Annotated in this window: 15 protein-coding genes and 1 tRNA gene; 8 read left to right on the forward strand and 8 right to left on the reverse strand. The window is 49.4% G+C overall.

The genetic code is table 11. The annotated features are described in order from the left end of the window. Nucleotides 1–21 precede the first annotated feature (21 nt). The 5 genes from K7R23_RS12675 (at nucleotide 22) to K7R23_RS12695 (ending at nucleotide 5,575) form a co-directional block, all read left to right on the forward strand. Entirely contained in the window at nucleotides 22–285 is a 264-nt protein-coding gene (locus K7R23_RS12675) for a PAAR domain-containing protein (RefSeq protein ID WP_024132817.1), read from the forward strand. Beyond that, nucleotides 269–1,132, forward strand: coding sequence for a TagK domain-containing protein (locus K7R23_RS12680; protein WP_012906928.1), 864 nt, complete (start codon nucleotides 269–271; stop codon nucleotides 1,130–1,132). The genes K7R23_RS12675 and K7R23_RS12680 overlap by 17 nt, the downstream gene beginning before the upstream one ends. A 17-nt stretch (nucleotides 1,133–1,149) precedes the next feature. Then, nucleotides 1,150–1,947: a type VI secretion system accessory protein TagJ gene (locus K7R23_RS12685; protein WP_012906927.1), complete on the forward strand. Its 798-nt coding sequence runs from the start codon at nucleotides 1,150–1,152 to the stop codon at nucleotides 1,945–1,947. Further along, nucleotides 1,934–2,437, forward strand: a complete 504-nt coding sequence (tssE, locus tag K7R23_RS12690; RefSeq protein WP_012906926.1) for a type VI secretion system baseplate subunit TssE — start codon at nucleotides 1,934–1,936, stop codon at nucleotides 2,435–2,437. The genes K7R23_RS12685 and tssE overlap by 14 nt, the downstream gene beginning before the upstream one ends. A gap of 228 nt (nucleotides 2,438–2,665) precedes the next feature. Continuing rightward, a complete protein-coding gene (locus K7R23_RS12695) occupies nucleotides 2,666–5,575 on the forward strand; it encodes an autotransporter outer membrane beta-barrel domain-containing protein (RefSeq protein WP_012906925.1) in 2,910 nt (969 codons plus the stop codon). Nucleotides 5,576–6,069: 494 nt separating this feature from the next. Here K7R23_RS12695 and K7R23_RS12700 read toward each other — a convergent pair whose 3' ends face one another. From K7R23_RS12700 to K7R23_RS12710, 3 genes are read right to left on the reverse strand one after another with little or no spacing between them, the layout of a single operon-like run. Continuing rightward, nucleotides 6,070–6,909: an MBL fold metallo-hydrolase gene (locus K7R23_RS12700; protein ID WP_012906924.1), complete on the reverse strand. Its 840-nt coding sequence runs from the start codon at nucleotides 6,907–6,909 to the stop codon at nucleotides 6,070–6,072. A 13-nt stretch (nucleotides 6,910–6,922) separates the two neighbouring features. Beyond that, the gene (locus K7R23_RS12705) at nucleotides 6,923–7,249 is read right to left on the reverse strand and encodes a tautomerase family protein (protein WP_012906923.1); all 327 of its coding nucleotides are present in this window, start codon (nucleotides 7,247–7,249) and stop codon (nucleotides 6,923–6,925) included. Between the two features lie 4 nt (nucleotides 7,250–7,253). Continuing rightward, complete coding sequence (locus K7R23_RS12710) at nucleotides 7,254–7,787, reverse strand: hypothetical protein (RefSeq protein WP_012906922.1); 534 nt, start codon at nucleotides 7,785–7,787, stop codon at nucleotides 7,254–7,256. Nucleotides 7,788–7,952: 165 nt separating this feature from the next. Here K7R23_RS12710 and K7R23_RS12715 point away from each other — a divergent pair, with 165 nt between their 5' ends. The 3 genes from K7R23_RS12715 to K7R23_RS25970 all read left to right on the forward strand — a co-directional run bounded on the left by K7R23_RS12715 (nucleotide 7,953) and on the right by K7R23_RS25970 (nucleotide 10,019). Further along, nucleotides 7,953–8,861: a LysR substrate-binding domain-containing protein gene (locus K7R23_RS12715; protein ID WP_012906921.1), complete on the forward strand. Its 909-nt coding sequence runs from the start codon at nucleotides 7,953–7,955 to the stop codon at nucleotides 8,859–8,861. 383 nt (nucleotides 8,862–9,244) lie between these two features. After that, nucleotides 9,245–9,736 (forward strand): hypothetical protein, encoded by a 492-nt coding sequence (locus K7R23_RS12720; RefSeq protein ID WP_148222091.1) that lies wholly within the window; start codon nucleotides 9,245–9,247, stop codon nucleotides 9,734–9,736. 22 nt (nucleotides 9,737–9,758) lie between these two features. Continuing rightward, entirely contained in the window at nucleotides 9,759–10,019 is a 261-nt protein-coding gene (locus K7R23_RS25970) for a CbrC family protein (RefSeq protein ID WP_049794259.1), read from the forward strand. A 202-nt stretch (nucleotides 10,020–10,221) separates the two neighbouring features. Here the strand turns inward: K7R23_RS25970 and K7R23_RS12725 are convergent, their stop codons facing one another. From K7R23_RS12725 to K7R23_RS12745, 5 genes are all read right to left on the reverse strand, one after another. Then, nucleotides 10,222–11,172, reverse strand: a complete 951-nt coding sequence (locus K7R23_RS12725) for a bifunctional helix-turn-helix transcriptional regulator/GNAT family N-acetyltransferase (protein WP_012906917.1) — start codon at nucleotides 11,170–11,172, stop codon at nucleotides 10,222–10,224. A gap of 503 nt (nucleotides 11,173–11,675) precedes the next feature. Beyond that, nucleotides 11,676–11,924, reverse strand: coding sequence for a DUF2442 domain-containing protein (locus K7R23_RS12730; RefSeq protein WP_012906915.1), 249 nt, complete (start codon nucleotides 11,922–11,924; stop codon nucleotides 11,676–11,678). Then, nucleotides 11,908–12,150, reverse strand: a complete 243-nt coding sequence (locus tag K7R23_RS12735) for a DUF4160 domain-containing protein (protein ID WP_012906914.1) — start codon at nucleotides 12,148–12,150, stop codon at nucleotides 11,908–11,910. The genes K7R23_RS12730 and K7R23_RS12735 overlap by 17 nt, the downstream gene beginning before the upstream one ends. A 1,065-nt stretch (nucleotides 12,151–13,215) precedes the next feature. After that, nucleotides 13,216–13,290, reverse strand: a tRNA-Arg gene (locus tag K7R23_RS12740). Nucleotides 13,291–13,364: 74 nt separating this feature from the next. Continuing rightward, nucleotides 13,365–14,294, reverse strand: a complete 930-nt coding sequence (locus K7R23_RS12745) for a formate/nitrite transporter family protein (RefSeq protein WP_024132815.1) — start codon at nucleotides 14,292–14,294, stop codon at nucleotides 13,365–13,367. Between the last annotated feature and the right edge of the window lie 121 nt (nucleotides 14,295–14,415).

A 14,415-nucleotide genomic window follows, 5' to 3' on the forward strand; every position in this document is an offset into this window, starting at 1 on the left:
ATTTTCAAAGGAGAGTGAAATATGCAAAACGCAGCACGTGTCGGAGATGCTACCTCTCACGGTGGCGCCTTATGTTCCGGGTCGGGTAATGTCTACGTTAATGGCATTCCAGCCGCGATGGTGGGCGTTAGTATCGCGCCATGCGCGCTGTTTCATGGCGCAGCGCCCGTCGCCGTCGGCTCCGGAACGGTCTTTATTAACGGCGTACCGGCTGCAAGGCTGGGCGATGTAACCGGGTGCGGTGCGGCTGTCGTAACGGGTTCTGCCGATGTCTACATCGGTTAACGCGATGAAGTTTCGTTTTGAATGGCCGGTATCGCGCCAGCCCGTGACGTTGCAGGAAGGTATTACGGCGGAGTGGGCCATCGCGTTAGCGGTAAGTCGCGGGGTCTTTGGACCTCATAGCCAGCTGCCGGAGGGGCAAGATGCGGTGGCTTTTTACTGGCATTTAACCCGTCCGGTCATGCGGAACTTTTGTGTCAGCGCCATCTGTTTGCTGGACGGCGTGGAGCTCTGCTATGGCGAAAGCCAGCCCCTGCGCGTCGGTAGTCATCTTCAGATCGGCCACTTTAAGCTGGAGGTGACCACTGAGGAGGCCGACGCGCTAACGCATCAGGGGGTTTTGCCATTTATCGGTGCGGAGAGCGCCCGGCAGGCGGCGGATAACATCCCGGAAGTTGAGGAGATTTTGCCGAACGGGGGCAGTTATATAAATGACCTGCATTATTTCAATAATGTCATCGCGCACAGGAATAGCCATGATGTTTTGAAAGTGCTTGAAATCGAGTACAAACGCTTTCTTATCTGGCAAGAGCAAGGACGTCATTACTACGATAACGTCAGCAATGAAGCGGCTTATCTTATCAAAACCGATAATCAATTTGACCGCGTAAAAGAAAGCCTAAAAGAAAAGACCTTAACGGAATGTATTGTCGACAGACCTTTTCTGATGGAAAAGGTCTGGCCTGATTTTGAAAACAGCGGTGTCTTGGACGATATATTTGTCGAAGAAGAAAAAGTCGATTTACTTAAATCTCTTTCACCGGAGCATATCGTGGCAAAAGGAACATATCAGGTTCCGGAACTGGTGTTCCGTGATTTCCACAAGATTGGCCTGGATTCACACTATTGATAACTGGAGTTACTACTATGCAGGATATTACGACATTAAATGAGACATTAAAAACCGCTTCTCTGAAAGACTTGCTGGCGCAGGTTCTTACCCGGGTGAAGTCATTTCCGCAAGATCTTAAAGCCCGGGAAGTGCTGTTTAAATTGTATTGCGTTGACGGTGCATGGGATAGCGCGTTACTGCAATTGCAGACCTTATCGCTGCTTGACGAGGAAATGAAAAAACAGTGTGAGCTATATAAAAACCTCGTCTTCAGTGAAATGCAGCGCACGCAGGTTTTAGCGGGCGAGCGTCTGGCCGCAACGTTGCAGGGCGATATGCCGCAGTGGATGGTGAAACTACATGAGGCGAACGGACAATATTGCCAGGGCAATAGGGAGTTATCGGATATGACGCGTTCTGAAGCATTTGAACTTGCGCCGGAAAGCCGTGGCAAAAGTGATACTTTGGGCGAATTTTCCTGGATTGCAGACAGCGATGGCCGTCTTGGACCAGTGTGTGAATTTATTTGTGCCGGAGGATATCGTTGGCTACCTTTTTCTGAAGTTCAACAATTACGCGTTTCAAAACCGAAAGATCTCCTCGACCTTCTCTGGACGCAGGCATCCGTTAACGTTGCGGGGGAAAAATATTTTGGCTTCATTCCGGCACGCTACCCGATTACGACGGATGATGAGCAAAATTATAAGCTGGGATCAAAGACAGAGTGGTCCACGCTATCCGATCTGCTCATTCTCGGTCATGGCCGTAAGGTATTGATTACCGACTGCTGTGTACATTCGATCATGGAGGTGGGTGAGATTGTCTTCAAATAAGTCGTTAAACAGAGGAGGCCGCTATCTGCCTGCTCTTCTGGAGCGGCTACAGGATGACGAACCTAAAAGCCTTCACGATCGCGCCCGGCCTGTCGACGTTAAAACGATACGTCAGCTGGTTCAGAAAGATATTACTGATTTAATTAATCATACCAACATCGAGGACACGATCAATGAGCAACGCTATAAAGCAGTGACAGAATCCGTGCTTAATTATGGTATTCCGGCGTTGATCGGCAGCCATGAAAATCGTAATAACTGGCAGCTTATCGAGCAGGCTATCCGTAAGGCTATCATTCGCTTCGAACCACGTATTATCCCTGAAACATTGCTGGTGCGTTCATTGCAGAAAAAGGAGCAGATGGCGAAATATGCCGTTATTGCGTTTGAGATTCGGGGGCTAATTAACTGGCAGCCCCACCCTGTAGATTTGTGTATGAATGGTCGTTACGACGTGGAGTCTGAAAAGGTAGAGCTGAAGCTTCTTTAATAAATCTTAATCTGTCTTAAAACAGAGAATTTAAACGCGTACATTAAGATCTTTTTGTTGACGATCTTCCTTGTGCGTTATCCTGAAATAATTCTAGTCATTACCAGAAGAGAGGTTTTTGAATAATGTCAAAGTGAGCTTTTTCTTGATTTGTGAAATATCGTTCGCTGTGGGCGTAATGAAAGAAATACGCTGTATTTATAAATGGAATAGTTAAAAGGCTATATTATGGATCATTATCACTTTAGTCAGGGTGAGTGGCATCGTTTACTCTGCGCGTTACCGATTTATCTTGCTGCGAGTAATTATGTTTTCGCCGCAAATAGCAACGTTATTGTCGTTGATGGGGGAAAACTCTATTTCGAAAATTTGACACTTGAAAATGACACAAGCGGTGCCTTTATTATCCAGGCAAAAAATGGTGCGGAATTTAACGGCAGCCAGCTGTTTCTCACCAGTTCCGGGGGACTCGGCGGCGGCGCGTGGATTGATGATAGCGTCTTCAATGGCGACAATCTGAACATTAACGTCAGCGGCAACGTTGGCAGCGGTATTTATCTTGCGAATAATAGCTCAGCCGTGCTTTCCGATATTAGCATCGTAGCTCAGAACAATGCTATGGGTCTGGTGGTGGATGGGCTCTGGTCCTCCTCGCAAGGCTCCGCGATGGCTCAGCTCAGCGACAGCGCCATCGCCACCGAAAGCGCCGACGCTATCAGCGTCACGGCGGGTGAGGTAACGCTGACCAATACGGTCGCCACAACAACCGGCGACAGTAGTTATGCGGTGAAGGCCAATCAGGCGGCAAAAATAAATATTGAAGGGGGCCGCTACGCGACGCAGGGTAAATACAGCGATGCGGTGTGGGTTACCACCACTGACTCCTCCGTCAACATAAACGATGCCACTCTTTCAACCGCAGGCGATCGCGCCATCGCGCTGAACGCGCAGCGTGGTACGGTAACGATCGCTAACAGTACCCTCGAAACCGCAGGCTTTAATTCTTATGCGCTGTATAGCGGAAAGCAGCAGCTCACCGGCGATAAGCTGACCATCACCACCCACGGCATCGGCGGGGGTGGCCTGTTCGCCGCAACAGCCGGGAAGGGAACGCTGACTAACAGCGATATCACTACGCACGGCGAACTTGCGCCGGGGCTATTGGCCTATCCCGGTTCGGCTATTACCGCCGATAATGTGTATGTGACGACCACGGGCAAACAAGGTTTTGGGCTGTGGAGCCGTAACGGGCAACTGGATATCAGCAACAGCACGATTGTGACGTCTGGCGACGCGGCAGTCGGGCTGTATGTGAATGATTACTCCACCACGCTCAGCAATCGCGTATCGCTGAATAATGTGACGTTACAAAGCGCGCAGGCGCAGACGATCGAGGCCGATGCCACGATACTGGCGCTGACGATAAATGACTCTACGGTCAGCAGCGGCAACGGTCAGCTGATGAACGTTAGCCATTATGAGGATGCGATTGATCCCGCCAATAACCTCTACAGTACGGTGACTTTAACGGCCGCAAACAGCCAGCTAAATGGCGATATCACCTCCACAAACGTTGCTAACAGCGTGGCGATTGAGCTGACGTCGGCCTCGGTGCTAAACGGCGCAGTCAATACCGCGACGTCGCTGGCGCTGGATAGCACCAGCCGCTGGAATATGAGCGGCAGTTCGGTTGTCGGCCAGTTGACCAATAACGGCACCATCGCCTTTTCCGCGTCCAACGTGACGGACACCCTGACGGTGACCGGCGATTATGCCGGTAATGGCGGGACGCTGATGTTTAACAGTGTACTGGGAGATGACAGCTCGCCGGGCAATAAATTGAGCGTCGGCGGCGATGTGCTGGCGGGCACGACGTACGTCACCATTAATAATCTGGGCGGACAAGGCGCGCAAACGGTTGAAGGCATTGAAATTGTCAATGTCGGCGGGACCTCTTACGGCAATTTCGTGCAGTCGGGCCGTATTGTGGCGGGCGCTTATGATTATTCCCTGATGCAAAAGGGCGAAAACTGGTATCTGACCAGCCAGGCGACGTCGGTTGTACCTGAGCCAACGCCGGAGCCAGAACCCACGCCAGCCCCCGTTCCAGGCACGAAACCTGAGCCGACGCCGGTTACGCAAAGAACAGCGCCGGTGATTCGTCCGGAAGCGGGCAGTTACACCGCGAATATCGCTGCGGCCAATACTCTGTTTACGATGAGTCTGCATGACCGACTGGGTGAGCCTGGGTTTGTGGATGCCTTATCGGCACAGCCGGAAGTCACCAGCCTGTGGCTGCGTCAGGTCGGCGGCCACAATGGCTGGCATGACGGTAGCGGCCAGCTGACAACCCAGAGTAATCGCTATCTGGCGCAGTTGGGCGGCGACGTGGCGCGCTGGAGTCATGATGGCGTTGAGCGCTGGCATGTCGGCTTTATGGCGGGCTATGGCAACAACCACAGTTCGACGCGCAGTCTGGCGAGCGGCTATCGCGCCAGCGGTTCCGTGGAGGGGTACAGCATAGGTGGATACGCGACCTGGTATGCCAATGCCCCGGCGTCGCAGGGCGCCTGGCTGGACAGTTGGTTACTGTACAACTGGTTTAATAACAGCGTTCAGGGCAAAGGGGTCGCGAGTGAATCGTATAAATCGCGGGGATTCACCGCGTCTCTGGAGGCAGGATATACGCAGAAACTCGCTGAGTTCATGGGGAGCATGGAAACGCTGAATGAATGGTTTATCCAGCCTCAGGCGCAGGTGATATGGATGGGGGTGAAAGCCGATGATTTCCATGAGGCAAACGGTACCCGTATTCATAGCGAAGGTGAGGGTAATATCCGCACCAGGCTGGGTGTTCGTACCTTCCTGAAAGGCCACCATGCCATCGATAACGCTAAGGAGCGCGTGTTCCAGCCTTACGTAGAACTCAACTGGATTTATAACACCCGTGATTTTGGTACGCAGATGGATGATGTGAGCGTTTACCAGGCAGGGGCGCGAAATCTGGGCGAAATCAAAACGGGCGTTGAAGGGCAGATTAACTCACGGCTGAACACCTGGGGAAATATCGGCGTCCAGATGGGGGATAAAGGTTATCACGATGCTACGGCCATGGTCGGCCTTAAATATCATTTTTAACGTCGGCTAAGTCCCTGCCCCGGCAGTCTATGCTGTGGGCAGGGCGCTTTTTCGGCTGGCCGCAACACCCGCCCCGCCGGGGTGAATATCAGGAGGAACTTATCTTCCATTTTTCATGGCGAGACAATGCAGATCTTTTCTGAAGACTCATTTTTTATTGAACAGGATAAGCCCCCCGCTAAGGCCCCCAAACGCTTACTGTTTCACGTTGAAATGGGTGGGCTTTGATGTCACATAACCAGAGTAAAGGCTTAGTAACTGTTTATAGGGGGAGGGGTAGACTTCAGAAGAGATGCACCCTGCAGACCTCACATAAAACATATAAGCGCAGGGGATAAAAGAGGAAGTTTAGATGTGAAGTAAAAGCTCAGATTTATCCTGACACATCTATTGCACAGAGCCAAACTTACCTCTGACAGGCAGCTCTGTGCCAGTTGCGGACATTGATGACCTTGAGCGGTGCTAATCAATAACAACCCAGTCAGTTTTACCCATCATTTTTCAGAGTAGGAAATGTGGTATCCACAGCCCTCCCTGAGAACGCTGGCAAACCCAACCTGACTTAAGTGCATGCCGGCAATGATCAGTTTTTCGCTGACAGCTTTTTCCATAATTTTCTTTCTTGTTTCCTCGGCCAGAGCAGGATCGGTGTCGAATAAGATAGAAACAGCCGGTTGCGCTGACTGAATATGAGGATAATGGACAACGTCTCCCCATATTAATAAGCAGTTATCATCCGCATCGATGCGAAAACCGGTATGCCCGGGTGTATGACCCGGTAGCCATACCGGCAGAATGCCTTCTGCTATTTTGTCGCCGTTAAAAAAACGCACCTTCCGGGCGTAAGCATTTAACGTTTGGCGGACCAGCCAAAAATTACGTTGCCCGCGCTCATTCGCTAAGTTGAGTTTTTCATCATCCTGCCAGTGTTGTGCTTCGAGAGGATGAAGAATAATTTCAGCGTGTTTAAAAACCGGCTGTTTCTCAGCATCCAGCAGGCCTCCAATATGATCCGGATGGCAGTGCGTTAGTAAAACGGTATCGACGTCGTCAGGGCTAACACCCGCTGCGGCAAGGTTTGCGTTGAGTTGTCCCGCCATGTTGTTCAGCGGGCCTGTGCCAGCGTCAACCAAAATTATTCGACCCAGACCGCGGATAAGGTAACAGTTGATATGAATATCGCCGGGCTCACCGATTCCGGCACTGTATTGAATAACGTCTGCATCAGCTTTTTCAATGCCTGACAGTAAATCCAGACTCGCTGACATATTACCGTCACTCAGCGCAGTTATCTCAAAATCGCCAATCTGACGGAACGGAAGGGGATGGCTCATCATTACCTCGAGGTTAGTTGCGGGCGAATAGGTGTTCTGCTGGGGAGCCAAAACAGCGAATACGGGGCATCAGACCAGAGGCCTGTTGAGTGGCAAAATCCAGTTCACGCATAAAGTTCTCCATCACTTCATGGGTTCGCAATGTTGTCAGGCGATAAAAGAGCTCGGCATAGACCGGTTGCCCGCATCCCGGCTTTACATCGACAAAAATGATATGAACGTTTTTGGGTTCTGCGCCGAGGATCTCACAGCATAGGGCGCTGCATTTATGGGTAAAATCACCAAGTTTTTTAAACTTGTCGGAGTGATTTTCAGAAATATAAAAAGTCAGATTAGGCATGATGTTATGGCTTCCCTTTTTCAGCACTCCGCAACTGTGGGGTCAGTGGCTCGTAGAGATATACACCAGACATATCTGTAAACAGCGAGGCCATCTCAACAGGCAAGGCATATGCAACGCGATAGTCAGGGGATTTATCCAGCCCCACCGCATGCATTTCCAGACCCCGATATCCCATCTCTGTCTCTAAAAAGTCTATTGGCTTTGCGCTCAGTAGCAGAATTCCATCGGAAGAGATGGCTGGAGCAAGGCCTTCACTTTCATAGAGATTACGATGCCAGTCAGTAATGCAGACCTGCCAACGAGAGAAATTACCGCCTCCTTTTAAACGGTAATCCTCACTGCTGAGAATATCCGCATCATTAATCGTATGAATGGCAAGGTAAACAGGGCATCCAGATTTGACGGCGCGAAAGCGTTGAGATGTAGAGAAGCCAGCAACAGATATCAATGCGGGTAATTTTTGCTGGCTGTAAAAGGCATTCCATTCTGCCTCAGTTTCAGGATCGTTATACGAGCATTCCACGGTATAGAACATAAGCCCACCTCTAAATGAGTTATAAACGCAAATAAATACATTTTCTCAATGATTTTTCATCATGCTACAGGCTGCTTATGGCGCTTAAAAACGATAATATTTCACGGTTTAGTGACATTAAATCATTAAAAGCACGTTGTAGGCACTGAGCAAGGAACAGGTTTTATGCGCAGAAAAATACCTAGTAGTGCGTCCATGCAGGCTTTTGATGCCGCCGCAAGGCACGGTAATTTTGCCAGGGCCGCAGAGGAGTTATCGTTAACAGAAGGGGCGATTAGCCGTCAGATTGCGCGTCTCGAAGCGTTGCTGAACTGTAAACTGTTTGACCGTATGGGAAGCCGGGTAAAGCTTAACCCTGTCGGAGCGCGCTACGCACATCACGTGCGTGAAACGCTCGATCGGCTCGAAAGAGATACTCAGTACATAATGGGGATGACTGAGGGCAGTAAAAGTCTGGATATCGCCGTCCTGCCGACCTTTTCAAGCCGTTGGCTTATTCCTCGCCTGGGCGGCTTTAACTCTTTGTTCCCGGACATAACGTTAAATATTGCGGCGAGAACGGATCCGTTCATTTTGCCGGGAAGTGGCTTTGACGCGGTCATTCATTTTGAACATTCCGCATGGGCAGGCATGCGTATGCAATTTCTGTTTCAGGAAAATTTGCTGCCTGTTTGCAATCCCGCACTGTTAACAAATAATGACGTCAATCGACAGTTAAACGAACTTCCGCGCATTCACCGTCGACAGAATCCTGATGCATGGCATCACTATGCCCGGGAAAGTGGAATACGCCTCGATAATCCGGCTCAGGGTGTGCGGTACGATCTTCATGAAATGGCCATTGCTGCAGTCATTGCGGGACAAGGCGTAGCATTGGTTCCACGTATGTATGTCGAGAATGAATTGAGTTGTGGCATGCTTGTTTCGCCCTGGCCTGCCTCAGAGTGCCTGAGCAAAAAATTCTGTTTAATAAAATCGACGGAAACGGGAATTAATGAGGCTGCGCTGGAAAGTTTTGAACGCTGGTTGCTTGCTAAAATGAATACGCTCGCCAGCCTTAATGCCGAACGATGACGTTACGTCCGCTCCTCGCTCATAGCTGCCCGTCATGTCTGCTCAAAAAAACAGGCTTAACGTAGGATATTTTCCGTTTTCCAAGCGGACCCCAATGGAGCGAAAACTCACGTTAAGGTTTTGACTGTGAAAAACTAAAGAAGCGAGGAGACCTACCAGGGGTAGCGTAAAAAAGTACGGGGCAATTGATAACCAGATCGACACTGTGACAAATTACTTACTCCAGGAGTTATCAAGTTGACGTCAAACTGTTTATGGCAGCATGCTGTAATGCAGGATGAGCTGTACTTTATACTTCTAAATTTAAAATGGAGATGTTCATGTATACCAGGATGTTATTTTCTACCTCTGTTTGTTTGCTTCTTTCTAGTTGCTCAATAGACATGTCGGACAAGTTAACTGACTATCAAGGCAGCGATGCGGCCTACATTCGTGTCGATAATTCTGGGCAACCTACGGCATTACGTATCCAGAAGATTATCCCGGCTGGCAACTGCGTGAAGCTTGACCAGGTTTACGGCCTGACCTCTTCGGTTGCCGTTGCGGGTATCAAGTCCAGCTACTCCAAAACTGTGCCCGGCATTGCGCCCGTTTCTGAAAGGTATGCTAAACGGGGGTATCTCGAATATGCCATCAAGCCAAATGAAGAGTATAAAATCTGGTGGAAGTTCTTCGAGCAGAGTCAGTATGGAATTGACCTCAGCCGGACATGGAGTTCCATCTTTAAAGCGGAAAAAGGCCACACCTATGAGATCGGCACAGTAGGGAATGAAATCGATATTACTGATATTACGACAGGTCAAAAAACGGTATCCAGAGACATCAACGAGTGCCCGTATACAATATCAATGATGGGTAAAAAAGTTTATGAGTGAGGCCTAAAGTCTCTTGTTCCGCATGCCAGGCTTCTTTACCTGGCAAGATCAGGAGTGGGGAACGCATTGTAATGATGCTTGTGAATTTCATGGAGATGCTACCGCTCAAGATATAATTGATGCTGATGATAAAACGATCCGCATCTGGATGGAGAGATACGAGCAAAACCGGAATGACTGGGATAGTTTCATGAACGGATATGCCCCCGGAGGCGATCAGGGTATTTATAAGTTCATCTGTAAACACTGTAGCGCCATCGTGCTTAATTGGGATTTCTCATAGTGACTTGCAAAGAAGCAGACAGTGGGATCGCCACGACTTCGGTCGTGGTCTTTTGCGTTTGCATATAAATGCAACGTCCGCTCCTCGCTCTTAGCAGATATTCAGCTCGGTTAACTAAGTTCACTTCGTGCCAAAAGCGGACAGTGCCGATCAATAGTTAGTTGACAGCGAACCTGCTTAAAATGATCTCCAGAGTGACCAGTTAAATGATGTTACGGGTGAACTGCTGCTCAGTGATAGTACTGCCCCACTGATCTCCCTCCCACTCTTTCGTTAGTTCAAAACCAAATGATTCGTACAACCGTCTCGCCGCTGTAAGCTTATTAAATGTCCATAACTGAACCGCGGTGAATTCCTGCTCTTCGCAAAAGTTCATCGCTTCCTGAATTAGCTTTCTGCCTAATCCGCTGCCACGGCAGCCATCATCCAGGATAAACCAGCGCAAATGTGCTTCATTATTACCCAGATCCTCACCGTCTATTGCCACTGATCCAACAATGCGATCATTCACTGTTGCCAGCCAAATCTGATTACATGCCTTATCAAGACGGTTGGTAAAATCAGCGAGACCCTGAGCGACTTTACCTTCAAAAAAACCGCCAAAATTATGCTCTCTCGCGTAGTAGCTACCATGCATTTCAGTAATGCGACCAATCATGCCAGCATGGTAACCCGTAATAATTTTTAAACCGCTCAGTCCATTGAGTTCCGTACTATTACGACAGGCTTTCAGAGCATTGGCATATGAAGAAACACCCTGATAGACAGCTTGTTGATGATAGTGGTCCAGTTTTTGTAATGCGGCAACCACTCGTTCGTCACCGTAATTATTGATAGCTCTTACGGTCTTTTGGCCTTTTCCTGTAAGGCAAAGTCGCTTTGCCCTTGCGTCTTCAGAAGAGGGGGTTTCTGCCACTTCTCCAGCATCGACAAGTTTCGCAAGCATTCGGCTGACGCTGGACTTTTCCAGCCCCAGAATCTGCACCAGTTGGGCTGCCGTCAGTGAACCCTGCGCCTCAATCTCAAGCAGGGCATGGACAGCTGAGGGAGGGTAATCTGTTGCAGCCAGTGTAGTGTGCATAAAGCCCAGCTCTCGGACCATAGCACGAGAGGCGACGCGTATACCTTGAACAACTGATGATTCTGGATTCATAAAACAGTCTCCGGTAGATGGTTGTACAATACAACCACTTTACCGACGACAATGTCAATGTTATTTGCGGTCCGCTCTTCGCTCACATTAGACCTTTCCCAGACAGCGGAACAAACAGAAACAGCCTTCCGGTAATCTGCGAGGCGATAAGATTTTTCAGTTGGTTTTGCTGCGTCGATTTGCTTTACCGTGGGCATGTGGGCATAAATCCGTGGTCATTTTGCAGTGTGCCCATAATATATCCGCAAAAGTTTGCGCGTAGTCAATTCGCTTTGGTTCGCTTCGGTTGTATATGAATGCTTAATTATAAAGGTGTGATTATCGTTGTGTTCTGGTGTGGAGAGGTGGGTTATGTCTGAAGTGGCCTCCCCTACAGGATCAGTAAACCAAGGTAACATCATGACTATTAAAGATATTTATTAGTTGCGCGTTGGGGGGATACATAGAGGGATATTAAGCCGAATGGCGGTAACGGAAGGAAGGGCATTACCGCCAGTGGAATTTTATGCGGCGCTGTGCGGCCTGAATGTCACATCGCCACGCCCGGCGAGAAGCCCTTCAATAGAAACATCCTCATTGAGGCTATCCCAGTGAATACCACGGCGGCTTAACTCAAAGTCGTTTCGCTCATCAGGGCTGGCGTGCATCAATTTGGGAAACCATGCCAACGGTATGCCCAGTGTACGGGCATCGCTTAACTCTACCCACATATTGTATTCGTCGAACTTTACGTTTTTAGGCGAAATAGTCATTCCACGCCTCCATTAGTAGTTTGCGATTTTCTTCAACCACTCCCACCAGCTCCTTCAGATCGCGAGCATTAAAACCATCATTACGCGCCAGCAGCACTTCAGGTGTTAGCCAGAATTTTGCCTCACCATCAGTGCCGCGAATGTGAATGTGTGCCGGTTCGAGGGGGGCGCCCTCATTCGAATAGAAAAAGAACCGATACCCCTTAAATCTTAGTATGACAGGCATAAATAAGTTCTCAATGTTTAGTTAATTGACCTGCGCATTTGACTGCTTTGCATACAATAAGCCACCAGCCAGCGAGATGATAAAATCATCTACATAATCATCAAGCCCCTACCACAGGCTTTGCTGTGCTATCTCCTCATGTCGCGAATAAATATCAAGGGCTTCAAGAGGCGAAGCAGGTGCCGGTATCTCGCCATCAGGATAGGATTCAGCATATTCTTTCGGATCTGTAAACCGCCAGTACTCTTCGTGGGTTATACCAGAGCTCGCGAAGGTCATCACATTGGTAGCGCGAGCGGTATCTACCAGCGCCGCAACTCCTGAACGATAAGCCCGGCGATTATCGGCGGTAACCGCTCTGGATCTACACCAGTAAAGATCGTCTGTACATATTCTCTGTAACGTTCATCTGTACCACGGCATCTGTATTTTTCAATAAAATCAGCAATCAGGCAAAGTAAGTCAGAAATCTCGCTGGCAGCGTTTCTACGGCATTTTTTATCTATGCCTCATATTTCTACCCTCAGCATTAAGCATGTCACGAGCCGCTATGAGGTTCTGGCGGACAAATCCTAACCCTGAAAGGTTCTCCGCTAACATTTCTGTATTACGGCTACTGAAAAATGTCTTGATGACATAGCGCGTATACCGAGCGCATTGTTAGGCGCCGGGTCGAACTCCGCGCAGAATCTCAGAGGTTCTGGCGTGTTTAAACACGCCTGATTGACCATCCTCGCCGCGCCCGGTTGTTGGGTCTACCAGTGCGATTGATTTATCATCACGTTCTACAATGAAATTCGTGCCGTCTGGTTGACGAGTATTACCAACCCGCCGCCGTCAGATATGACATATTCTTTGTCTTTAGGTTGAGCGTTCTTTATTTCGATATTGGTTAAGGGTATGTGTCCCTCCCGAAGTTCTAACAGCACGAGGGTACTTTAAAGGGACACTTTTGGTTGTGTTTATAGGTGCTATTCACTGGAAATCATTAGTTATGAAAAATGCTGCAAGGCCTTGTGTTATATGGGGTTGATGGGATTTATGAGAGGTGGAAGAAAGAGGTCATGGTGTCCCCTGCAGGAATCGAACCTGCAACTAGCCCTTAGGAGGGGCTCGTTATATCCATTTAACTAAGGGGACAAGGCGGCAAGAGTATAGCGTTTTTTATTCGCCGGAGTAAGTAGTTGCCGCCTGACTGCTCAAACAGTCGCCATTCAGCGTTGTTTTTCCTGCTTTTCTTGCCCAGACGCGCGCTGTCGGGCCTCTTCTTTACGCTTGTTGCTCATGTCGTTGCGAATCTGCGCGTGGCTCATCAGCGCAAAGATAAACGTTCCGCCGCAAATATTGCCGGCCAGCGTTGGCAAGGCGAACGGCCAGATAAAATCGCTCCAGTGCAGCGTGCCGTTAAACACCAGATAGAGTATTTCCACCGAACCGACAACGATATGGGTGGTGTCGCCAAGGGCAATTAGCCAGGTCATCAGGATAATCACCACGATTTTGGCCGCCCCGGCCGCCGGGAACATCCACACCATCGTGGCGATAAGCCAGCCGGAGATAATGGCGTTGGCAAACATCTCAGTGGGGCTGTTTTTCATCACCTCCATGCCGATTTTGACAAACGCGTCGCGCGTCTCTTCGTCAAAAATAGGCATATACTCAAACGCCCATGCGGCAATACCGGTACCGAGCACGTTGCCAAGCAGCACTACGCTCCACAGGCGCATCAGCAGGCCGAAGTTGCCGAGCGTCGGGTTTTGCATTACCGGTAAAACCGCTGTCACGGTGTTTTCAGTAAAAAGCTGCTGGCGCGCCATAATGACGATAATAAAGCCAAAGGTGTAGCCGAGGTTCTCTATTAAAAAACCGCCGGGAACGCCTTCAAGCTGAACGTGGAAAATGCCCTTCGCCAGCAGCGATGCGCCCATTGAAAGCCCGGCGGCGATGGCGGACCATAGCAGCGCCATCGCGTCGCGCTCCATCTCTTTCTCGCCATCCTGGCGGATATGCTCGTGGATCGCCATCGCGCGGGAAGGGAGGCGCTCTTCATCGACCTCAATCTTTTTTCCGCGCTGTTTCTCTTCGCTTTCCACTTCCAGATCGTCGCTGTGGCGATCAATTTTATCGTTTTCAAGATTATCCATATAATGTCCCGGGTATGCGCAGTGATAAATTAAGCGTAGCGGCTTTTCCCGGAAGGTCAGGTGGGGGAAACTCTGAAAGCATAAAAAGGGTAACGCGGGTTTTTTCTCCTTTCGCCACAAC

Origin of the sequence: Citrobacter rodentium NBRC 105723 = DSM 16636 (assembly GCF_021278985.1) — a bacterium.
In the GTDB taxonomy this organism is placed as follows: domain Bacteria; phylum Pseudomonadota; class Gammaproteobacteria; order Enterobacterales; family Enterobacteriaceae; genus Citrobacter_A; species Citrobacter_A rodentium.

What these genes read in the sequence shown, in the direction of transcription:
- K7R23_RS12680 (WP_012906928.1), top strand. Translation starts at nt 269, where the DNA reads ATGTCTACATCGGTTAACGCGATGAAGTTTCGTTTTGAATGGCCGGTA.
- K7R23_RS12725 (WP_012906917.1), bottom strand. Translation starts at nt 11,172, where the DNA reads ATGAATCCAGAATCATCAGTTGTTCAAGGTATACGCGTCGCCTCTCGT.
- K7R23_RS12695 (WP_012906925.1), top strand. Translation starts at nt 2,666, where the DNA reads ATGGATCATTATCACTTTAGTCAGGGTGAGTGGCATCGTTTACTCTGC.
- K7R23_RS12700 (WP_012906924.1), bottom strand. Translation starts at nt 6,909, where the DNA reads ATGAGCCATCCCCTTCCGTTCCGTCAGATTGGCGATTTTGAGATAACT.
- K7R23_RS12730 (WP_012906915.1), bottom strand. Translation starts at nt 11,924, where the DNA reads ATGACTATTTCGCCTAAAAACGTAAAGTTCGACGAATACAATATGTGG.
- K7R23_RS12710 (WP_012906922.1), bottom strand. Translation starts at nt 7,787, where the DNA reads ATGTTCTATACCGTGGAATGCTCGTATAACGATCCTGAAACTGAGGCA.
- K7R23_RS12675 (WP_024132817.1), top strand. Translation starts at nt 22, where the DNA reads ATGCAAAACGCAGCACGTGTCGGAGATGCTACCTCTCACGGTGGCGCC.
- K7R23_RS12685 (WP_012906927.1), top strand. Translation starts at nt 1,150, where the DNA reads ATGCAGGATATTACGACATTAAATGAGACATTAAAAACCGCTTCTCTG.
- K7R23_RS12720 (WP_148222091.1), top strand. Translation starts at nt 9,245, where the DNA reads ATGTCGGACAAGTTAACTGACTATCAAGGCAGCGATGCGGCCTACATT.
- K7R23_RS12745 (WP_024132815.1), bottom strand. Translation starts at nt 14,294, where the DNA reads ATGGATAATCTTGAAAACGATAAAATTGATCGCCACAGCGACGATCTG.
- K7R23_RS12705 (WP_012906923.1), bottom strand. Translation starts at nt 7,249, where the DNA reads ATGCCTAATCTGACTTTTTATATTTCTGAAAATCACTCCGACAAGTTT.
- K7R23_RS25970 (WP_049794259.1), top strand. Translation starts at nt 9,759, where the DNA reads ATGCCAGGCTTCTTTACCTGGCAAGATCAGGAGTGGGGAACGCATTGT.
- K7R23_RS12735 (WP_012906914.1), bottom strand. Translation starts at nt 12,150, where the DNA reads ATGCCTGTCATACTAAGATTTAAGGGGTATCGGTTCTTTTTCTATTCG.
- K7R23_RS12715 (WP_012906921.1), top strand. Translation starts at nt 7,953, where the DNA reads ATGCGCAGAAAAATACCTAGTAGTGCGTCCATGCAGGCTTTTGATGCC.